The organism is Ferrovum sp. (genome assembly GCF_027317285.1).
GTDB lineage: Bacteria > Pseudomonadota > Gammaproteobacteria > Burkholderiales > Ferrovaceae > Ferrovum.
This window is the reverse complement of record NZ_DAHVHV010000004.1, coordinates 39,842-60,250: the sequence shown is the minus strand read 5'-3', so window position 1 is coordinate 60,250 and position 20,409 is coordinate 39,842. Positions and strand designations below refer to the sequence as shown.

The 20,409-nt window shown below is 60.3% G+C and carries 16 protein-coding genes and 1 tRNA gene; 11 read left to right on the top strand and 6 right to left on the bottom strand.

What is annotated here, in order from left to right; translation table 11 throughout:
* A complete protein-coding gene (gene mdoH, locus M6F29_RS02275; RefSeq protein WP_298157112.1) occupies positions 1–1,974 on the top strand; it encodes a glucans biosynthesis glucosyltransferase MdoH in 1,974 nt (657 codons plus the stop codon).
* Here the strand turns inward: mdoH and M6F29_RS02270 are convergent.
* The 5 genes from M6F29_RS02270 to M6F29_RS02250 all read right to left on the bottom strand — a co-directional run bounded on the left by M6F29_RS02270 (position 1,888) and on the right by M6F29_RS02250 (position 9,698).
* The gene (locus tag M6F29_RS02270; RefSeq protein WP_297497430.1) at positions 1,888–2,517 is read right to left on the bottom strand and encodes a hypothetical protein; all 630 of its coding nucleotides are present in this window, start codon (positions 2,515–2,517) and stop codon (positions 1,888–1,890) included. The two genes, mdoH and M6F29_RS02270, sit on opposite strands and share 87 nt — an antisense overlap.
* A complete protein-coding gene (locus M6F29_RS02265) occupies positions 2,514–4,028 on the bottom strand; it encodes a sensor histidine kinase (protein ID WP_298157109.1) in 1,515 nt (504 codons plus the stop codon). Before M6F29_RS02265 ends, M6F29_RS02270 begins: the two co-directional genes overlap by 4 nt.
* A complete protein-coding gene (locus M6F29_RS02260) occupies positions 4,028–5,371 on the bottom strand; it encodes a chloride channel protein (RefSeq protein WP_297502345.1) in 1,344 nt (447 codons plus the stop codon). The genes M6F29_RS02265 and M6F29_RS02260 overlap by 1 nt, the downstream gene beginning before the upstream one ends.
* A gap of 77 nt (positions 5,372–5,448) precedes the next feature.
* Positions 5,449–6,651: an EAL domain-containing response regulator gene (locus tag M6F29_RS02255; RefSeq protein WP_298157105.1), complete on the bottom strand. Its 1,203-nt coding sequence runs from the start codon at positions 6,649–6,651 to the stop codon at positions 5,449–5,451.
* A complete protein-coding gene (locus M6F29_RS02250; RefSeq protein WP_298157103.1) occupies positions 6,648–9,698 on the bottom strand; it encodes a PAS domain S-box protein in 3,051 nt (1,016 codons plus the stop codon). Before M6F29_RS02250 ends, M6F29_RS02255 begins: the two co-directional genes overlap by 4 nt.
* Positions 9,699–9,920: 222 nt before the next feature.
* Between M6F29_RS02250 and M6F29_RS02245 the strand changes: the two genes are divergently transcribed.
* A complete protein-coding gene (locus tag M6F29_RS02245; protein WP_298157100.1) occupies positions 9,921–10,925 on the top strand; it encodes an STAS-like domain-containing protein in 1,005 nt (334 codons plus the stop codon).
* Between the two features lie 87 nt (positions 10,926–11,012).
* On the opposite strand, the gene M6F29_RS02240 is transcribed toward M6F29_RS02245, so the two are convergent.
* Positions 11,013–11,089, bottom strand: a tRNA-Met gene (locus M6F29_RS02240).
* A gap of 105 nt (positions 11,090–11,194) precedes the next feature.
* Here M6F29_RS02240 and M6F29_RS02235 point away from each other — a divergent pair.
* From M6F29_RS02235 to glyS, 9 genes are read left to right on the top strand one after another with little or no spacing between them, the layout of a single operon-like run.
* Entirely contained in the window at positions 11,195–11,764 is a 570-nt protein-coding gene (locus M6F29_RS02235; RefSeq protein ID WP_298157097.1) for a DUF1134 domain-containing protein, read from the top strand.
* A gap of 35 nt (positions 11,765–11,799) precedes the next feature.
* On the top strand, positions 11,800–13,158 hold the full coding sequence (miaB, locus tag M6F29_RS02230; protein WP_298157095.1) for a tRNA (N6-isopentenyl adenosine(37)-C2)-methylthiotransferase MiaB: 1,359 nt from the start codon (positions 11,800–11,802) through the stop codon (positions 13,156–13,158).
* On the top strand, positions 13,158–14,129 hold the full coding sequence (locus M6F29_RS02225) for a PhoH family protein (protein ID WP_297486487.1): 972 nt from the start codon (positions 13,158–13,160) through the stop codon (positions 14,127–14,129). Before miaB ends, M6F29_RS02225 begins: the two co-directional genes overlap by 1 nt.
* On the top strand, positions 14,122–14,601 hold the full coding sequence (gene ybeY, locus M6F29_RS02220) for an rRNA maturation RNase YbeY (RefSeq protein ID WP_297497402.1): 480 nt from the start codon (positions 14,122–14,124) through the stop codon (positions 14,599–14,601). Before M6F29_RS02225 ends, ybeY begins: the two co-directional genes overlap by 8 nt.
* Positions 14,594–15,439 carry a CorC family transporter gene (locus M6F29_RS02215; RefSeq protein WP_297480143.1) on the top strand — a complete coding sequence of 282 codons (846 nt, stop codon included), beginning with the start codon at positions 14,594–14,596 and terminating at the stop codon, positions 15,437–15,439. Before ybeY ends, M6F29_RS02215 begins: the two co-directional genes overlap by 8 nt.
* Entirely contained in the window at positions 15,436–16,929 is a 1,494-nt protein-coding gene (gene lnt / locus M6F29_RS02210; RefSeq protein WP_298157092.1) for an apolipoprotein N-acyltransferase, read from the top strand. Before M6F29_RS02215 ends, lnt begins: the two co-directional genes overlap by 4 nt.
* The gene (locus M6F29_RS02205; RefSeq protein ID WP_297455554.1) at positions 16,926–17,426 is read left to right on the top strand and encodes a disulfide bond formation protein B; all 501 of its coding nucleotides are present in this window, start codon (positions 16,926–16,928) and stop codon (positions 17,424–17,426) included. The genes lnt and M6F29_RS02205 overlap by 4 nt, the downstream gene beginning before the upstream one ends.
* 3 nt (positions 17,427–17,429) lie before the next feature.
* Entirely contained in the window at positions 17,430–18,320 is an 891-nt protein-coding gene (gene glyQ / locus M6F29_RS02200) for a glycine--tRNA ligase subunit alpha (protein WP_297455552.1), read from the top strand.
* Positions 18,317–20,386, top strand: a complete 2,070-nt coding sequence (gene glyS / locus M6F29_RS02195; protein WP_298157087.1) for a glycine--tRNA ligase subunit beta — start codon at positions 18,317–18,319, stop codon at positions 20,384–20,386. Before glyQ ends, glyS begins: the two co-directional genes overlap by 4 nt.
* The last annotated feature ends 23 nt before the right edge of the window (positions 20,387–20,409 follow it).

Below are 20,409 nucleotides of genomic sequence, written 5' to 3'. Positions count from 1 at the left end.
ATGAATCCTTACGACCTCATGCCGCTGACACATCCTGACCTTCAGGCCCCTCCACTCAACCGGGGATCCATGGTCGCCCGACCGTGGTCCGGATTCTGGAGCGGATTCCTGCTGTCCCTCCGCGCGCTCCTGCCCTCCCCCCGCAGGAACCGCACGGAGCCCAGTCGTCAGGCTTGGGAAACGGCGGCTCGTCTCCGGCGCCGCACCTTGGGCGCAGGGATTCTTTTTTCTTCACTTTTGGCTGGCTGGTGTCAATGGCCCCAGAACCTCCATGGCCTGGGCGCATTGCTCGGCTGGACCCAATGGGCCCTGTTCGTCCTGCTGTTTGCCTGGGTCAGCGCCGGTTTCCTGACGGCGGTACTGGGGTTCTGGGTACAACTGCACCCCGATCCCCACGCCCTGGCGGTGCCCGCCCCCCATACCGACCTGCCCCTGGACCCCAGCGCCCGCACCGCGCTCATCATGCCCATCTGTCACGAGCAGGTACGCAGCGTCTTCGCGGGGTTGCGTGCCACCTGTGAATCCCTGGCGGCCACCCGGGACGCCACCCTTTTCGACGTGTTCGTCCTGTCCGACAGTCGCGACCCCGCCATTCTGGCCGAAGAACAGGCCGCCTGGAGGGAGTTGCGCGACCAACTGGGGCATCGCCTCAACCTGTTTTATCGGGTTCGCGCACGACGGGGACGGAAGAAAGCCGGCAACGTGGCGGACTTTTGTCGGCGTTGGGGCAAGGATTACCGGTACATGGTCGTCCTGGATGCCGACAGCGTAATGACCGGGAGTGCCCTGACGACCCTGGTGGGCCTGATGGAACGAAACCCGAGCGCCGGCATCATTCAGACCTTGCCCCGCTCGGTGGGACTGGACACGGTTCATGCGCGCAGCCAACAATTCGCGGGGCGGGTCACCGGCCAGTTGTTTACGGCAGGCATGCAATACTGGCAACTGGGCGAGTCCCACTACTGGGGACACAATGCCATCCTGCGGGTTGCCCCTTTCATGCGCCACTGCGGACTGGCGCTGTTGCCCGGCAAGGGCAATCTGAGCGGGGAGATTCTCTCCCATGACTTCGTGGAGGCCGCCCTCCTGCGGCGCGCGGGTTACCACACCTGGATCGTCCCCGGCCTCGAGGGCAGTTACGAACAGCAGCCTGCCCATCTGCTGGAGGAATTACAACGGGATCGACGCTGGTGCCAGGGGAATCTCAAAAACTTCCGCCTGCTCTGGGAACCCGGATTTCATGCCGTTCATCGCGCCATGCTGCTCACCGGGGTGCTGGCCTATGCCTCGGCTCCCCTTTGGCTGGCGTACATTCTGGTCAGTCTGGGTCTGACCGCACTCGACCCTGACACCCCTCTCCTGCCCGTACTCTGGCCCGTGACCCTGAGCATGCTCTTCATTCCACGCGGTCTTGCCCTGCTGGCCCTTTTCAAACGAGGCGAACAAGCCAAATTCGGCGGGACGTCCACCCTCCTGGCCAGCGCCTTCACCGAAGCCACCGTCTCCGTGTTGCAAGCCCCCCTGCGCATGGTTGCCCATACGCTCTTCGTGCTCACCGCACTGACCGGTTTCCGGCTGGAATGGAAATCCCCGGCACGGGAAGCCTCAGCCCTGGCCTGGGACAGCACCTGGCAACATTACCGTACCCTGTTTCTGGTGGCGGCTGGCGGCCTGGCGTTGGCCGCGTTGCGCGGACCGACCCTGATGGTCTACCTGCTGCCCATCGCCTTGCCCTGGCTGCTGGCGGCCCCTCTGGCCGTCGCCACCAGTCATTCCACCCGTTTTCTCAAGATGCGCGGCCTTTCCCTGCTGGATATCCCCGAAGAACGCAGGATTCCCTCGGTTCTTCGTCGTGCCTGGCATTATGCAGGCATGCAACCGTTGCCCTCAGGGGTGAGTGCCCGCTTTGTCCGGCCCGGGACGGGAACTCAAATTGCGCTCGATCGCGCGCAATTCCTGAATCTGTCGCGCTAGGTTGTCGGCCTTTCCCTGCAATTCCTGGGATTGACGGGTCAGTTGATCGGTCTGGAGTTCCAACGATGCCTGGATGTCTGCCCACTGTCTCAACCAATGGGTCAGCGGAAGCAGTTCCGCATGATCGCCCTTTTCTTCCCCGTTCACCAAGGCCTGCAATAGGGCCACGGCCTGCTGGGTGGTTCCCGTCTGATGTTGCAGCAACAACAACTGGGCCCGCCGTAACCGGTCCTGGGGCGTTTCCGGTGCGGGCTGCGCCACCAGGCTGGCCAGAACTTCGCTGCGCACCTCGGGAGACAGGGCCATGTCCTGATCCAGTTGGGCCAGAGCCAGGACGATATCCTCGCTCTCGGCAGGGCTCACATGATCCGGGAGGCGCTTCACCTCATCCACCACCCTGGAAGACACAGAGGGGGTGGGCGTTTTTGAAGTGACGGGATGCGGCGCAGGCGCCGCACAACCCACCAGAAACGTTACCCCCATCATTCCCAGCAGCGCGGGGATCCTTTTCTCCTGCCTTTTGCCTTCAATTGCCATCTTCATGCCTGATCCTTGCTTCCTTTGCTTCGTTGACTGCCCGCTTCTCCCGTGTCACGAGGCATTTCCACACAAAAAACAGCCCCGCCGCCCCCGTTCTCCTGAGGAATGAGCGAAACTCCACCGCCATGGGCCTGAACCAGTGCGCGGACAATGGAAAGCCCCACCCCACTGCCCTTGCGCGCGCCGGCAGGTTGACGTTTGCCTTGATAAAAGGGATCAAAGATGTGCGACGCATCCTGGGGATCAACACCGGGGCCCTGATCCTGAATCGTCAGTTTCCAGTTCTCTTTCCCTTCTGAAAGGGTCAACCGGATCAACCCGGACACCGGAGAGAAACGAATGGCATTGACCAGCAGATTCCCCGCCACGGTCTCCCATTTGTCCGGATCCAGCCAGACCCGTGCCAGCGTCCCCTCGATCCGGACCTGCAACGACTTGGCCTGAATCTGCAAACGCTGGCGCGTCACCAGATTTTCCAGGAGAGTCCGCACATCCACCCAGCGTTTTTGCAGATACTGGGCGCCCGATGCTGCCGCATTGTACTGCAGGAGACCTTCGATCTGGTGTTGCAGCGCCAGGGAGTTTTCTCGCAGAATCACCAGAATTTCCCGTTGCGCTTCATTGACCGGGCCCGGCACCTGTTCTTCGAGCAGGGCCACACCCTCCCGAAGATTGGCCAGGGGCGTCTTCAGTTCGTGAGAAATATGCCGCATGAACTGGAGTTTATCCGATTCCAGATCCGCCAGTCGTTGTTGCACCCAACGCACCCGTTCCCCCAATTGACGAATATCCGTCGGCCCCCCCAGCGGTTTCAGGGGAATCTGCTGAGACTGTCCCAACTGGCGGATGGCGCGGTCCAACTGGGCAAAGGACCGTGACAGCCACGCCCCCAGCCCAAGAGCCAGCACCAGGGCCAGCGAAGAAGCCGTGACGCCCATGTTAATCAGAACTTGCCGTTGACGCTCGAACTCCTGCAATAAGGTTTGATCCTGTTCTGCCAGACGGGTTTGCAGCACGCTGTCCAGTTGCTGGTCCAGTTGCCCCAACTGATGGAACACCGCATCCAGTTGCGCGGTGGGAATGCTCATTCGTTCACTGTGTTCCTCGAGCAAGGGAGGAATATTGGCCGCCGCCAGTGCGCGCCATTGCTGGGTCAGGGGGACGAGATCCGCCGGGCCCGCATCATCCAGTTTCTTCAGCACGGCCAGACTTTGCATCCAACTATGGCGGATATCCGTGCGCAGGGAAGGATCGTGCAACACCAGGTATTGGCGGACCTGGCGTTCCAGGGCGATGGTGGTTTCCTGCAATTCGCGCACCTGCCCGGAACGTTGCAGCGCCTTGGCCGGAAAGTCCCGGCTGTCCCGACTCAGCGTATCCACCGCCACCAGGGCACGTCCCAGCGCCCCGCCCAGCAGGATCAGGATCCCGGCAAAGGAAGCCCCCAGCAACTGTTTGAACGAGAAAGGAAAGGGGGCATGCATCACCAACCGTCTGAAACGTAACCAGCGCACTATGCTGCCTCCCGTGAATCCGCCGGGCGAACCCCGGCATCGCGCCGGTCTTCGGCAAAGCGCAGGGCCAACTGCTGGTAGAGTTCCGGTCCAAAATAAGCGCTGATGGCACGCGCCAGAAAGGTCACCGCCATGAGGGGCAGGGCCATGCGATGCCCATCCACCATCTCGATCACGATCAGGGCTGCCGTGATCGGCGCCTGGGTGACAGCCGCCAGAAAGCCGGCCATGCACAAGGTAACCCAGGGGACCAGGTCGTGGCTGCCCAGGGCGGGGGCCAGGGTTGCCCCCAGGGTACTGCCCACCGCAAGCGCCGGCGCAAAGATCCCGCCGGGAATTCCCGAATAATAACTGATCACGGTAGCCAGGAAACGGGCGGGGGAAGCATACCAGGGCACGCTCTGTGTCCCTCCATTCACCAGGGGCAGGGCAAGGGCATAACCACTCCCGAAGGAAAGCCCATGTGTCAGCAGGCCCAGCACGGCAATCAGCACCCCGCAGAGCCCGGCGAACAGGACCGGGTTTTTCTGGCGCCAGCGCCACACCCCCCAGGCCTGCCCATGTTGCGGCCACAACAACAGGCGGCTGAAAAGCCCACCCAGCAGGCCGCAAACCGTCCCACTCACCAGCACGGGCCCCGCGATCCGGTAATCCAGATCATGAAGGGTAATGCGTCCGAAATAATTGTAGTTTCCCAGGAACGCGATGGAGGTCAGTCCGGAAATGATGATCACCCCGAGCAACACGCCGCTGGTGCGGGTTTCCAGGCGGCGTCCCAACTCTTCGATGGCAAACACCACCCCGGCCAGAGGCGTATTGAAAGCAGCTGCCACCCCGGCGGCCCCGCCAGCCAGGATCAGGTCACTGGGGCGCAGAACCCGGGAACGGGGCAGATAGCGGTGAGCCAGAAACACCAGCGACGCCGACACCTGCACGGAAGGCCCCTCACGCCCCGCGGAAAACCCGCCGGTCAAGGCCAGCAATCCCACCAAAACCTTGCCCACGGCAATCCGCAGGGATACCAGATGGTGAACGGGTTTTCCCTGGGCAATCAAACGAGTGGCGGCGATCACCTGGGGAATGCCGCTCCCCTGAATGCCGGGAAACACTTTCTGGGTCAGGGCCACGGACACCATCCCGATGAAAGGCGTCCAGATCAAGGGTAACCAGAACCAATGCCGATCCAGAGCAAAAAAGAACGCCAGGGCCAGATCGGCTCCCTTGGCAAACCCCGTCACCGCCAGACCCGACAAGGCCGCAAAACCCCACAGAACGAGGCGCAAACGCCAACGTGCCCGACGCCATGGGTTGAGAGAGCGCTTCAGATGAAAAAATAAAGGCATGGCCGGAGTCTAACCCAGGTTCGCCCCACCAGAGCAATACCTTTCGTTTTGAATCCTCTCCCCCCACCCAACGCAGATTACAGTTCCTTCGCCCCGGACTCGGCAAACGCCAGGAACGCGTCCAGAGTCATCGGCTTGGCGATGAAATAGCCCTGTGCGATATCGCAGTCCAGACTTTTCAGCGTGTCCCAATCCTGCCGTGTCTCCACACCCTCGGCCACGCTCTTGACCCGCAGTTTGCGCGCCAGGCTGATGCTCGATTCCACCACGATGCGCAAGGCTTCGTTATGAGCGATGTCCTTTACGAAAGACTGGTCGATTTTCAGTTCGCTGAAGGCAATCCGCATCAACTGCTGCATGCTGGCATAGCCGGTGCCGAAATCATCGATGGAGAGGCCGAAGCCATGCATGCGCAGACGCGCCAGATTTTCCAGGGCGTGGGCCACATCGGTCATGGCTGCCGACTCGGTCACTTCAAGGACAATGCTGTGGGGATCCACCCCCGCATCGAGCACCAATTGGGTGACCCGATCGGCCAGCGTGATGTCGGTGAGCGAGGTCAGGGACAAATTGACCGATATGACCAGGGAATGTCCCCTATCCTGCAGGGTGCGGCAGGCGACCACCGACTTTTCCAGCATCATGAAAGTCAGTTCGTCCATCTCCTTCGCCCTCTCCAGGAGCGGGATGAAGGCATAAGGAGCGATCACGCCATACTCGGGATGAACCCAGCGCGCCAGCGCCTCTGCCCCCATCAATCGTCCTGTTTTCATGTCTGTTTTGGGCTGGAAATAGGGTTCGAACTGTCCCGCCTTCATTCCCTGCCGGATTTCCTCGAGCGTGAATACCTGTACCGCGTCACTGAGTTGCCGTGCCCTGCTGCTGCCCCGCTTGTAACGGAGGATCAACCCCTCGAGTTGAGCCAGCGTGAGGGGTTTTTCGACAGACCCCAGCAACTTGACCCCGTAGGCCTCGGACATTTTTTCCACGGACACCAGCAACACCCGTTCCAGCATGCTGAGAATGATGACCGCAGCCGCGTTATTTTCCTGCCCCAGGTGACGCAGGAATTCCATGCCATCCATTTCCGGCATGTCCATGTCGCAAAGTACGATGTCCACCGGCCTTGCGTGCCCCGCATGCAGCATCTCGAGCGCCTGCCTGCCATTGCCGGCTTCCTGCACCTCGGTGGCCCCCAGGGAGCGCAACATGGAAACAACCATCCGGCGCTGAAAATCATCATCTTCAACCACCAGAAAATTCAGTTCGCTCGCAGTCATCTGCTTTCCCCGTTCGAAGCCTTCAACGCCGCGCAATGTGCTTCCAGCTGCTCGATGGCCGCATCCAGTCCGGCCAGGGCCAGGTGCGCCTCGGTCAGTTTCCCCTCCCGCACCGCCTGCTCGATGACGACGCAGGCGGTACCGATGTCCGTGGCACCCACCATCCGGCTCGATCCTTTCATGCGGTGCGCCGTGCGCTCACCATCGAGGTGATCCCCCTGTTCCAACATTTCGCCCAAATGGATGCGGTCCGCGCAAAGATGTGCCTGAAAATCACGCAGCACCCGAACCTGATCGGCCTGCTCCGGCACCACCCGACTCAACGCGGCATAATCGATGGGGGCCGGGGTCTGTTCGCCCTCCCCCGCGGGCAACGGGGCGGCAGGTTCACGGCGGTCCGTCCCGGCAAGGTGCAGCCATTCTTTCAGCACCTCCTTCAGTTGCGACAGATCCGCAGGTTTGACCAACAACGCATCCATGCCGGCGTTCTGGCAACGTTCCTTTTCTTCGGCAAGCGCATTGGCCGTCCAGGCGATGACAGGCGTGCGCGGCAATCTTTTCTCTGCCTCGATCCGACGTATTTCCTTCGTGAGCACATACCCGTCCATCTCCGGCATATGGCAGTCGGTGATCACCAGCGCGAAACGCCCCTCCTGCCACAGAGACAGGGCGACTTGCCCATTCTCTGCGGTTTCGGCCCGCAAACCGAGTAACTTGATCTGACGCACCAGCAAGTCGCGGTTGATCGGATGATCATCCACCGCCAGCACCAGCGGCGCCTCCGCACCCTCCTCCAGAAGCGGTTGAACGTGCTTTCGGGTCACCTCGGGCAAGGCGGTCACCCCCATATCTCCCGGCGTCGCGGAAATCGGCAGGCTGAGGGTCACGCTGAACGTGGAACCTTGCCCGGGTTCACTCACCAGTTCGAGTTGGCCATCCATCAAATCCGCCAGACGGCGGCAGATCGACAGCCCAAGCCCGGTTCCGCCATACATGCGGGCCGTATCAGCACTCTCCTGGCGGTAGCGCTGAAACAGGTGCTGCTGGACTTCCCGGTCGATACCGATACCGGTGTCCCTGACCGAGAAGCGTACGCGCTCACAACTGTCGAGCCGTTCGAGGCGTTCGGCGCGCAGTTCGATCTCTCCGCTCCGGGTGAATCTGAGCGCATTGCTGACAAAGTTGTTGAGTACCTGCGAGAGGCGCAGCGGATCGACGATATGTGCCGCGGCAAGCCGGGCATCGGCATGGTGCCACAGCAGCAGGGACTTGGAACTGGCCACCCGCGAATAGGTGTTGACGACCTCCTGCAGCAGGCGGGGAAGCGAAATGGATCGAGGGGAGAGCGTCAATTTGCCCGCCTCGATTTTCGACCAGTCCAGAATGTCGTTGACGATGCGCAGCAAACTCCGCCCAGACTCCCACACGGCCTTCAATGTCTCATCCTGGTCATGGTCGAGGGAGGTCAGTGAAAGCACCTCCAGCATGCCCAGCATTCCGGTGAGCGGCGTACGGATTTCATGGCTCATGGTGGCAAGGAACGAATCCTTCGCGCGGTTGGCCAGTTCTGCGGCTTCCTTTGCAACAAAGAGTTTCTGTTCGGCCTGTTTGCGCTCGGTGATGTCATGCACGACGCCGATGAAGTGACGCTCACCTTCCAGCCGCATCTCGCTCACGGCCAGATACATCGGAAAAATGCTGCCGTCCTTGCGCTGTCCCACCACTTCGCGCCCGCTGCCAAGGATATGCGCCTCACCCGTCGTCCGATAACGCTCGAGGTAGCCATCATGTTGACTGCGATACGGTTCCGACATCAACATGCAGATGTTCTGCCCGACGATCTCGGCGACGTCATAACCAAACATGGTTTTTACGGCCAGGTTGGCCGTCCAGACGGTACCGCGCTCATCGATGGTGATGATGACATCCGCCACCGTATTCAGAATGACCTGGATACGCGTGGCGCTGTCGCGCAATGCGGCCTGGGTTGCGTATTCCCTGCTCACATCGCGGAACACCAGCACCGTTCCGACCACATCGCCCGCACGATTGCGAATGGGGGCACAACTGTCGGCGATGGCGCACTCGCTCCCATCGCGGGCAATCAACACGGTATCGTTGGCCAGGCCATAAATGGCACCTTGCGCCAGGGTTTCCGCCACGGGAAGAAGGGCAGGCCGACGGGTCTTCTGGTTGATGATGTGAAAAACATCTTCTGCCGGTCGGCCGATCGCTTCCGTCCTGGACCAGCCGGTGAGTCGCTCTGCAACGGTGTTCAGGCGCGTCACCCGACCCTCGGCATCCGTGGTCAGAACCCCGTCGCCAATGGAGTTGAGCGTGACGGACAGGTTTTCCTCGCTGGCGCGCAACACGTCATGAGCCTCGCTCAGTGCCGTGTTCGCCTCTTCACTGACCCGCAGCCGCAGCCGCGTTTCGCGGTACACGATGTAGACAGAGATCAGGGTCAGTCCCATCGCCAACACGTTGGCGATGGTCATCGACACCAGCAACAGGCTCAGATCCTGGTGAAATCGAGCCGCACGCTGTTCCAGCAAGGTATTTTCCTGCCGGTTGAACTCGTTCAACTCGGCGCGAATTTCGTCCATCAACTGCCTGCCCGAACCACTACGCAATATTTTCAGGGCATCTTCGGCCTGTTGGTTGCCGTATAACGCCAATACCTTTCTCAACTCCAGCAACTTTGCCTGGACCAGGGGGGCCAGCACGTCCAGCCGATGTTTCTGGGCCGGGTTATCCTGGGTGAGTCGGCGCAACTCTGCCACCTGGGACGGGATGGTATCGCGTACGGTCAGATAAGGCTTCAGAAAGGCGTTATCCCCCGTCAGCAGATACCCGCGCTGGCCCACCTCGGTATCCTTCAGGCTGGAAAGCAACAGATTCGCCTTGTTCAGGACCTGCAACGTATGCTCCTGCCACCGGTCGGCGTCTTCGCTCTGCCGGAACAGCCAAAACGACAGCAACGCCACCAGAATGATCAAAAAACCCGCACTGCCGAACCAGACCGCTATTTTAGAAGTAGTTTTCAAAGAATTATTCTCCTTTGAATCTCTTGCAAAAAAATTTCGCCCCCCCCAGGGTATTGGCATTGTAACCGCTAACCGGACGACGGATTGTTTCCGTTCGAACTATACTACGATTTGGGATGGGTCCATGGTGTAATGTAAATTTAGTTGACAAATACCCGCAAAAGGTTGATAAACGTCTTTAATTAGATTTACAAACAAACCACAGAAGATTGACAATCAACCATGAACCAGCAACAAATTACAGCCTTGAAACTGATTGCCGAAAGCGGCTACAACGTAGGCACACGCCTTGGCAACCTCCTGGGAATCACAAGGCAGGCAGCCAGCGCCAGGCTAAAAAGGCTCCTAAAGGATGGCCTGGTTGAGGTCTCGGGTACCTCGCGTGCGCGCTTTTACCGCTTAAAGGTTGTAGGCCAGACTTCCGCAAGCTACCCCATTCTTGGGCTCAACGAAGACTTGGTATGGCGCGGTCTATGCCTTCCATTTATCGCCGGTCTGCCGGAAAACCTCAAGAATATTTGGCACTACGGAATAACCGAAATGGTGAACAACGCCATAGACCATTCTGGGTCGAATGTGCTTACTGTCGGCATGGAGAGAACCGCCATCTACACAACAGCCTGGGTATCAGATGACGGCGAAGGGATTTTTCTCAAAATTCAGAAGGCGTTGGGTTTATATGACCCTCGCGAGTCGATCTTGGAACTGGCCAAAGGAAAATTCACAACCGATCCAGCAAATCACTCCGGCGAAGGGATTTTTTTCTCCAGCAAGATGTTTGATATGTATGACATCCGGTCAGGGAATCTGCACTTCATGCACGATGACGGGTTGCGAGATGTGTTGACTGAGCGTGATTCCGGAAGCGCAGGGACCGTTGTGCTAATGCGGTTGAACAATGACAGCGCAAGAACCTCGAAGGAGGTGTTTGATCGATTTTCCAGCCCAGATGAATACACCTTTGACCGTACGATTGTGCCGGTACGTTTGGCAGCTTATGAGGGGGAAAATTTAGTATCCAGATCCCAGGCCAAACGGCTCACGATGCGATTTGAGCGATTCAGGCACGTGATACTGGATTTTGAAGAAGTAAATGAAATTGGGCAGGCTTTTGCTGATGAAGTGTTTCGAGTATTCAGGAACGCACATCCGAGCACAGAAATGATTCCGAGAAATATGTCAAAAGCGGTTTCGGAAATGATTATGAGAGCCCAGTCCAAGGAATAGCGCCACAAAGTTAATAGGATCGGCACCACCGCCTGATGGTCTCGGGCATTGAAGTCAGCTCGGTTAACGACCGTCGCCTAGATGTGATGGTGGCGAATCAGGGATTCGAACCCCGGACCTTCGGATTATGATTCCGTCGCTCTAACCGGCTGAGCTAATTCGCCACAAGCGGGGCATTCTAACCCTTGACCGGACTTTACTCAAGCCCCTGAGCCAATATTTTTGGTATGATGGCCCCTGTTGCCCCATAAACCCCAAGGACAGACCCCATGATCAACCGTTCTCTGGTGCGCCTCTGGTTCGTGTTGTTCGGTTTTTTCCCGCTGCTGGTCAGCGCAACTCCTTCCCAGGGAGAGGAAACCTTCGATCAGGACGCCATCGTCAAGGATGCCGACCAGTTTTTTGGTCAAACCACGGAGGGATTGGCCAAACTGATCGAAAAGGCCTTTCGTGAGAAAGGGCGCCCCAATGGCTACATCAAGGGGGAAGAAGTCGCCGGCGCGATTGGAGTCGGACTGCGTTACGGGAACGGCGACCTGATCATGAAGGAAGGAGCCGCGCGCAAGGTCTACTGGACCGGTCCGTCCGTTGGCTTTGACCTGGGCGGGGATGCCACCAAGGTATTCGTTCTGGTCTATCACCTCCCCTCCGCCAATGCCATCTTCCAGCGCTACCCAGGTGTCGACGGCAGCCTCTACTTTATCGGCGGCGCCGGCATCAACTACCAGCAACTGGGCGATGTCATCCTGGCTCCGATCCGGCTGGGCGTGGGTCTGCGTGAAGGCGCCAGCGTCGGTTACATGCATTACACCCCAGAAAAAACCTGGAACCCGTTCTGAACTTTCTCCATTTCACAGGTCACGCTGCCGTTTCAATGAATTCCACCGTCTCGCTCCCACCTCCGGGCCGAAAGGTCCATATCAAGACCTTCGGCTGTCAGATGAATGTCTATGACTCGGAGAAAATACTCGCTTTGCTCCAACAATCCCATGCCATGGAACCTACAGAGGACATGGCGAGTGCCGACCTGATCATCTTCAACACCTGTTCTGTGCGCGAAAAAGCCGAGGAAAAGTTTTTTTCCGAACTGGGACGAGCCCACGAATTCAAATTGGCCCAACCCGGCGTAGTAATTGCCGTCGGCGGGTGTGTGGCCAGCCAGGAGGGTCAGGCCCTGCTGGACCGCGCCCCCTATGTGGATGTGGTATTCGGGCCGCAGACTCTCCATCGCCTGCCCGAACTGATGCGCCAGCGCCAGCGTTCCGGGCAAAACCAGCTCGACATTTCCTTTCCGGAAATCGAAAAATTCGACGCCCTGCCAGCCGCCCGGGTTGAAGGCCCCACCGCGTTCGTTTCCATCATGGAAGGGTGCAGCAAGTACTGCAGTTTTTGTGTCGTTCCCTATACGCGCGGCGAAGAGTTCTCCCGCCCCATCGAGGCTGTTCTGGAGGAAATCCGCCTCCTGGCCCGCCGGGGAGTTCGGGAAGTCACGCTGCTCGGACAAAACGTCAATGCCTGGCTGAACCTGCAAAACTCCGGCGCGGATCTGGACTTCGCGCACCTTTTGACCGAGGTCTGTACCCTCGAAGGCATCGAACGGGTCCGCTACACCACCAGCCACCCGCTGGAAGTGACCCCTGGCCTGATCGCCGCCCACGAACGGCTGCCCAAACTGGCCAGCCAGATCCACCTGCCCGTACAATCGGGCTCCAACCGCATTCTGGCGGCCATGAAGCGGGGCTATACCGTGGAATCCTACAAGGAAATCGTGACCGCCCTGCGTCAGGCCAAACCCGGTTTGTCCCTGACCAGCGACTTCATCATCGGTTTTCCCGGCGAAACCGACGAGGATTTTGCCGCCACTCTCCAGTTGATCGAAGAAGTGGGGTTCGATGGCAGTTACGGCTTCATGTACAGCCCTCGCCCCGGCACCCCGGCAGCCGATCTACCGGATACCGTCCCGTTGGCGGTCAAACGGGCCCGGCTCCAGGCACTGCTGGCCCGAACCGACGCCCACGCCTTCAAAATCAGTACCGCCATGGTAGGCACCCAGCAGCGCATCCTGGTGGATGGGCATGCGCGCCGCCATACGCTGGAGATGCGGGGGAGAACGGACAACAATCGCGTCGTGAACTTTCCTGGCGGGGAACGACTGGTGGGGCATTTCGTCGATGTGCGCATCACGGCCACCGCCCCCCACACCCTGCGTGGCGAGTTGGTTGATTTGCTCTGATGCCCGTCCCCGTTCTCGAGCAATGCGAATTCGTCCCCACCCCCCTGGACAATGTTCGGCTGGCCAATCTGTGTGGGGTACTTGATGAAAATCTGGCCATCATGGCCCGTCATCTGGAGATCGGCCTGCATCGACGGGGAGACGTCTTCACCCTGACCGGGCAACCCCGGGACCTGAAGCGGGCCAAGGCAATACTGGGCACGTTATACCAGGAGGCTACCGCCCCTCTGGATCCCACCCTTCTGTTCCAGAAACTGACCCATTTACGCCTGCAACAGGCCGAAGAACCCGCCCAGGCACCGACCACGCAGATACTGCAGACGCGCCGTGGCCTGGTGGAAGCCCGTTCCCCCCGCCAAATCCAGTACCTGCAACAAATGCGCGAACATATCCTGTGCTTCGGCGTAGGACCCGCTGGCACGGGAAAAACCTATCTGGCCGTGGCAGCCGCCGTGGATGCCCTGGAACGGGAAGAAGTCAAACGCATCATCCTGGTGCGTCCGGCCGTGGAAGCGGGCGAGCGCCTGGGCTTTCTGCCGGGCGATCTCCAGCAGAAAATCGACCCCTACCTGCGCCCCCTGTATGATGCGCTCTATGATCTGCTGGGCCATGACCGGGTCGGACGCCTCTTCGAGCGCGGGGTCATCGAGGTGGCGCCGCTGGCCTACATGCGGGGACGCACCCTCAACCATAGCTTCATCATTCTGGACGAAGCACAAAACACGACGCCAGAGCAGATGAAAATGTTTCTCACCCGGATCGGCTTTGGCACCCGCGCCGTGATCACGGGCGATGTCACCCAGATCGACCTGCACCGCACCCAGAAAAGCGGACTGATCGACGCCCGCAACGTCCTGCAACGGGTGGAAGGCGTTGCCTTCACCATCTTTCAGACGGAGGATGTGGTTCGCCACCCCCTGGTTCAACGCATCGTCAACGCTTATGAAACCCAGCACGCCGCCCATGGCTGAGCCGCATCGCTTCCACCTCGACCTGACGGTTCAGCGCGCCAGCCGTTCCTCCCCCCTCCCCTCCGAACGGCAGATCCGCCGCTGGCTGCGTCATGCGCTGCGCCGTTCCGCCGTGATCACCGTGCGCCTGGTGGACCGCCCGGAGGGACGATCCCTGAATCAAGCCTTTCGTCACAAGGATTACCCCACCAATGTTCTGACGTTCTCCTATCCCGACGAAAATCCGCGCGCCTCTGCACGCCTGCACGGAGACCTGGTACTCTGTGCCCCCGTGGTCAAGGCTGAAGCCCGGCAGCAACATAAACCGCTCCTGGATCATTATGCCCATCTGCTCATTCACGGAACACTTCATTTGCAGGGCTACGATCACGAAAACGAGCGGGAGGCAGCCCTCATGGAAACCCTCGAAATCGACCTGTTGACCCAACTATCCATTCCCAACCCTTATCTGGACCGTCCTGCCCATGGTTGAAGACCCCCCCAACAAACCCTCGCTGCTCGAACGTCTGACCCACTGGTTGCACCATGAGCCCGAGAACCGCGAAGAACTCATCGCCATCCTGCACCAGGCACTGGAACGAAACCTGCTCGACACCGACGCCCTGAGCATGATGGAGGGCGTTCTGGGGGTAGCCGACATGCAGGTTCGGGATGTCATGATTCCCCGGGCCCAGATGGACGTCATCGATCTCCAGTCCTCACCGGAACAGGTCATTCCGTTTCTCATCGAAACTGCTCATTCCCGTTTTCCCGCCATCGACGGCAGCAAGGACAACGTGGTGGGCATCCTGCTGGCCAAGGACATGCTGCGCTTCACCGCCGGGCTGCCCTTTCAGATCCGCGACATGCTGCGCCCCGCCATCTTCGTCCCCGAATCCAAACGGCTCAATGTCCTGCTCCGCGAATTCCGTACCAACCGGAACCACATGGCGATGGTGGTGGACGAATACGGGGGGGTCTCGGGCCTGGTGACCATCGAGGACGTGCTGGAACAGATCGTGGGCGACATCGAGGATGAATACGATTTTGACGAAACCGAGGACAATATCGTCCCGGAAGGCGAGGATCAGTTTCGCGTCAAGGCCACCACCGAACTGGAAGATTTCAACAGTTTCATGGGAACGCATCTCCATGGCAACGGCATCGAAACCCTGGGCGGACTGGTCCTGAATCAGTTCGGACGCATGCCCAAGCGCGGTGAACAGATCATCTTCTCCGGGCTCAAGGTCAAAGTCCTGCGGGCCGACAGCCGCCGCCTCCATTCCGTCTCGGTGACGAAAGTCGACCATGAGGATCCCTCGTCTTCATGAAAGGAAAACTCTGGGCCGGCCTCTTTGCCCTTCTGGCTGGAGCCCTGGCCATCACCGGTTTCGCGCCTTACCATGTCTGGCCTGCGCCCCTCCTGTCCCTCTCGGTTCTGGGGTTGCTCTGGCATGGCTGCCGTCATGGCCGGGGCGCTGGCTGGATCGGGTGGTTTTGGGGTCTGGGTTTTTTCGGCGCCGGGATCCACTGGATCGAGATCAGCCTGCACGAATTCGGCGGCATGTCCCTGCCCCTGGCCTACGCCCTCATTTTCCTCTTCAGCGCCTTTCTCGCCCTCTTTCCCGCCTTGGTCGGACGCTGGAGCTGGCGTTTCCATGATCGCCCCACCAGCCGCTGGCTGCTGGTCACTCCGGCACTCTGGACGCTCTCCGAATGGGTGCGCAGCTGGTTTCTGACCGGATTTCCCTGGCTGTCCCTGGGCTATGCCGCCACCCCCAGGGGCCCACTGGCCGGGTTCACGCCTCTGCTCGGCGTATTTGGCACCTCGGCAGCCACCGTCCTTGGTGCAGGACTGCTGACGCTCGCCCTTCTTTCACTACGGCACCATCGTTCTGCCCTCACCCTGCTCCTCGCCCTGGGCATGCTCCTCGCCAGCGGGCAGGCCCTCAGGCGATTGCCCTGGGTTCACCCCGTGGGCCAGCCCATCGCCGTCAACCTGCTGCAGGGAAACATTCCCCAGGACATGAAGTTCGTGGCCGAAAGCCGGGGGCTGATCGTGCAACGCTACAACACCCTGCTCTTCAACAGTACCGGACGCCTGATTCTCCTGCCTGAAAGTGCCTTGCCCTACCTGCGCCAGCGGATGCCGGAGGGGTATAGCGAAGCGCTCGAGACGTTTGGCTATGAAAACAACAGCGACATTCTGGTGGGCCTGTTTTCCGAACCGGAACGCGGTCAGTATTACAACAGCGTCTTCAGTTTCGGCCACTCTCCCATGCAGGCCTACCACAAGGTCCACCTCGTCCCCTTTGGCGAATTCATCCCGTTTGGCGATCTGCTGGCGCCCCTGATCCATGCCATTCTGAATATTCCCCTGGACGATCAGCAGCGCGGCAATCCCGACCAACCGCCCCTGCGCGTGGGCGGGCAGTGGGTCGGGGTGGACATCTGCTACGAAGACGCCTTTGGCGATGAGATCCGCCGGGCCTTGCCCCAGGCGACCCTGTTGGCAAACTTCACCAATGATGCCTGGTTCGGGTCCTCCATCGGTCCCGAACAGCACCTTCAAATGGCCCAGACTCGCGCCCTGGAAACGGGGCGCCCCATGCTGCGTGTCACCAATACGGGCGTCACCGCCCTGATCGGTGCCCGGGGAGAGATCCTGGAACGCGCGCCCCGTGGAGAAATTTTCAACCTCAGCGGGAATATTTCAGGCTACGGGGGCGTGACACCTTTCGTGCTGGTCGGAAATTACGGTATCCTTGCGCTTTGCGTGCTTGCCCTGATTCTTTCCTTACGTTGGCGACCCTTGCGATGAATTTTCCATTTTCGCGCCGCCTCTGCCACGGCTTTGGTTTTGTGGCGGCCAGCGGCCTGATCTTTTTTGCCCTCTATCTGCAGCATGGTCTGGGTGAAGAACCCTGTCCCCTGTGTATCCTCCAGCGCGTCCTGATGATGGGGCTGGGCGTCATCTTTCTCATCGCAGCCATTCATGACCCCGCCCAGGGATTTTTTGTGCGCGTCTATGCGCGCCTGGGGGGAGCCCTGGCCCTTCTGGGCGCAGCCATCGCGGCACGCCAGATCTGGCTGCAGCATCTTCCCCCCGACCAGGTCCCCAGTTGTGGCCCGGGACTGAATTACATCCTCAAGGCCCATCCTTTCTTCAACGCACTGGCCATCGTCCTCAAGGGTTCGGGGGAATGTGCCAGCGTAGGCTGGACCTTTGCCGGTCTGGCCATTTCGGAATGGTCCCTGCTCTGGTTCATCGTCCTCGGACTGTGGATTTCCCTGCAACCCCTGAACAAACGATCCTGACCCATGCTCACTTTCCAAGCCATGCTGCTGCGCTTGCAACACTACTGGAACGATCAGGGCTGTGCCCTGCTGCAACCCTTTGACATGGAAGTGGGCGCGGGCACCTCCCATCCGGCCACCTTCCTGCGCGCCCTCGGCCCCGAACCCTGGAAGGCCGCCTTTGTCCAACCCTCGCGGCGCCCCAGGGATGGACGCTATGGCGAGAACCCCAACCGTTTGCAGCATTATTACCAGTTTCAGGTGGTCCTGAAACCCTCTCCGGACAATATCCAGTCTCTCTATCTGGATTCTCTCATCGCTCTGGGCATCGACCCCCGGAACAATGACATCCGTTTCGTGGAAGACGATTGGGAAAACCCGACGTTGGGCGCCTGGGGACTGGGCTGGGAAGTCTGGCTCAACGGCATGGAAGTCACGCAGTTCACCTATTTTCAGGAAGTGGGGGGACTGACCTGCGCCCCCGTACTGGGAGAAATCACCTATGGGACGGAACGTCTCGCCATGTACCTGCAAGGCTGCGACAACGTCTACGACCTGGTCTGGACGGAAGGCCTGCGGTACGGGGACATCTACCATCAAAACGAGGTGGAACAGTCCCGTTACAACTTCGAGGCCAGCGATCCCGCCTGGCTATTCGAACAGTTTGCGGGTTTTGAGCGCGAGTCCAAACGCCTGATCGAGGCGGGCCTGCCCCTCCCCGCCTACGACATGGCCCTCAAGTGTTCGCATACCTTCAACCTGCTGGATGCCCGTGGCGCCATTTCGGTCACGGAACGCGCCGGTTATATCGGGCGCATCCGCGCCCTGTCGCGGCAGGTGGCTCTGGCCTACCACGAGGCCCGGGCAGCCCTCGGTTTTCCTCTGCTGAGCGCGCACCCCGGAGAACCCAAATGACCTCTGCGCCTTTGCTGATCGAATTGCGCACCGAAGAACTGCCCCCCAGATCCCTGCTGAAACTGTCCACCAGTTTTGCCCAGGGCGTGCATCAGGGACTGGTGAACCAGCACCTCGCCCCGACCCATGCTTCCGTCCAGGTCTTCGCAACGCCACGCCGTCTGGCGGTGTTGATCGAGGACGTCGAGGGCATGCAACCCGAACGTCCGGTGGAACGCAAGGGCCCCAGCCGCAAGGCCGGACAGGCAGCCGATGGCACAGCGACCCCGGCACTGCAGGGTTTTGCCCGATCCTGTGGGGTTGCCGTGGACGAACTGGAACTGCGCACGGATGACAAGGGGATGGAATATTATGTCCACTCTTCCCTGCAGCGGGGCATCCCTCTGGAGGAAGTACTCCCCGTCCTGCTCGACCAGGTCGTGCGCCAACTGCCCGTGGCCAAGGTGATGCGCTGGGGCTCGGGCGACTCTGAATTTGTCCGCCCGGTCCATGGACTGATGGTCCTGCACGGAGAGCGATTGATCCCCCTGAGCCTGCTCGGGCAGTCGAGCAGTCGCCAGACCCTGGGGCACCGTTTTCTGGGCACGGGTCTGCTCACCCTCGACCATGCCTCATCCTATGCCGCACTCCTGGAACGGGAAGGCAAGGTGATCGCTTCCTTTGCCGAGCGACGCCAGCGTATCCAGCAAGCCTTGAACGCCCTGGCCCTGCCCCACCATGTCCTGGCCGGACCGGAACTGCTCGACGAAGTGACGGCCCTGGTGGAATGGCCCACCGTCCTGGAAGGAAGGTTCGACCCCGCTTTCCTGGAAATCCCCCAGGAATGCCTGATTCTATCCATGCAACAACACCAGAAGTATTTCCCGCTGGGCGATGCCCGGAATCAGTTGCAGCCCCGCTTTCTGCTGGTCAGCAACCTGGAAACAGCCACCCCGGCGGCCATCGTCCAGGGCAATGAACGCGTCCTGCGGGCACGCCTGGCAGACGCCCGCTTCTTCTACCAGCAGGACCGCAAGATCCCCCTCGGCGAACGGCGCGCCCACCTGGATCATGTGGTTTACCACCAGCGTCTGGGCAGTCTGGGCGCACGCGTCGAACGCCTGTCCCAACTGGCCGAAAGGATGGCCAGCGCCCTGCATTTGCCCGGCGCGCAAGCCCGACGGGCCGCGCAGTTGCTGAAAGCCGATCTGGGTACGGACATGGTGGGCGAATTCCCCGAACTGCAGGGGTTCATGGGACGGGACTATGCCCGCCACGATCAGGAAGAGGAAGAGGTGGCGCTGGCCATCGAGGCCCACTACCGCCCCCGTTTCGCCGGCGATTCCCTGCCGACCACCCCACTGGGCACGGTCATGGCCCTGGCCGACAAACTGGAAACGCTGGTGGGCATTTATGGCATCGGCCAGATTCCCACGGGAGACCGGGATCCTTACGGGTTACGCCGCGCCACCCTGGGAATCCTGCGCCTGCTGATGGACAAGGCGCCGGCGCTGGAACTGCCAACGCTCCTCGCCTGGACCGAAGCCACTTTTCCTCAGGGGGTGCTGGACACCGTGGCGTTGGGGTCTCTGCCCGCCTTCATCCAGGATCGTCTGCGCGGCCTGTTGCGCGACCAGGGATTCGATCAGGCCCTGGTGGAAGCGGTCGTTTCTCCCTTGCCCGCTCATCTGGACCAGTTGTCCGCACACCTCCAGGCGCTCGCTTCCTTCCGCAACCGCCCTGAAGCCATCGGGCTGAGTGCCGCACATAAACGCATCCGAAACCTGCTCAAAAAGTCCGGCTCGACACAGTCCGTTCCCCCCGCGCCCCTGCAGGAACCGGCGGAACTCGACTTGCAGGAAAAGTTGCAGGCCCTGCAACCCCGTATCGCCTCTTTCGTGCGCCAGGCCGACTTCTCCGCCGCCTTGAGCGCGCTGGCAGAGTTGCATGCCCCCGTGGACCGGTTTTTTACCGACCTCATGGTGATGTGTGAGGATCCCGGACTGCGGGCGGCACGCCTGGCTTTGTTGCAAAACCTGGAATCGCTCATGAATCAGGTAGGCGACCTGTCCTGCCTGAGCAGTTGAAGCGTTTCCTCACTGGCAAGGAA

Coding starts and splice junctions, on each gene's coding strand:
- mdoH (WP_298157112.1), top strand. CDS start 1: ATGAATCCTTACGACCTCATGCCGCTGACACATCCTGACCTTCAGGCC.
- M6F29_RS02270 (WP_297497430.1), bottom strand. CDS start 2,517: ATGAAGATGGCAATTGAAGGCAAAAGGCAGGAGAAAAGGATCCCCGCG.
- M6F29_RS02260 (WP_297502345.1), bottom strand. CDS start 5,371: ATGCCTTTATTTTTTCATCTGAAGCGCTCTCTCAACCCATGGCGTCGG.
- M6F29_RS02255 (WP_298157105.1), bottom strand. CDS start 6,651: ATGACTGCGAGCGAACTGAATTTTCTGGTGGTTGAAGATGATGATTTT.
- M6F29_RS02245 (WP_298157100.1), top strand. CDS start 9,921: ATGAACCAGCAACAAATTACAGCCTTGAAACTGATTGCCGAAAGCGGC.
- M6F29_RS02235 (WP_298157097.1), top strand. CDS start 11,195: ATGATCAACCGTTCTCTGGTGCGCCTCTGGTTCGTGTTGTTCGGTTTT.
- miaB (WP_298157095.1), top strand. CDS start 11,800: ATGAATTCCACCGTCTCGCTCCCACCTCCGGGCCGAAAGGTCCATATC.
- M6F29_RS02225 (WP_297486487.1), top strand. CDS start 13,158: ATGCCCGTCCCCGTTCTCGAGCAATGCGAATTCGTCCCCACCCCCCTG.
- ybeY (WP_297497402.1), top strand. CDS start 14,122: ATGGCTGAGCCGCATCGCTTCCACCTCGACCTGACGGTTCAGCGCGCC.
- M6F29_RS02215 (WP_297480143.1), top strand. CDS start 14,594: ATGGTTGAAGACCCCCCCAACAAACCCTCGCTGCTCGAACGTCTGACC.
- lnt (WP_298157092.1), top strand. CDS start 15,436: ATGAAAGGAAAACTCTGGGCCGGCCTCTTTGCCCTTCTGGCTGGAGCC.
- M6F29_RS02205 (WP_297455554.1), top strand. CDS start 16,926: ATGAATTTTCCATTTTCGCGCCGCCTCTGCCACGGCTTTGGTTTTGTG.
- glyQ (WP_297455552.1), top strand. CDS start 17,430: ATGCTCACTTTCCAAGCCATGCTGCTGCGCTTGCAACACTACTGGAAC.
- glyS (WP_298157087.1), top strand. CDS start 18,317: ATGACCTCTGCGCCTTTGCTGATCGAATTGCGCACCGAAGAACTGCCC.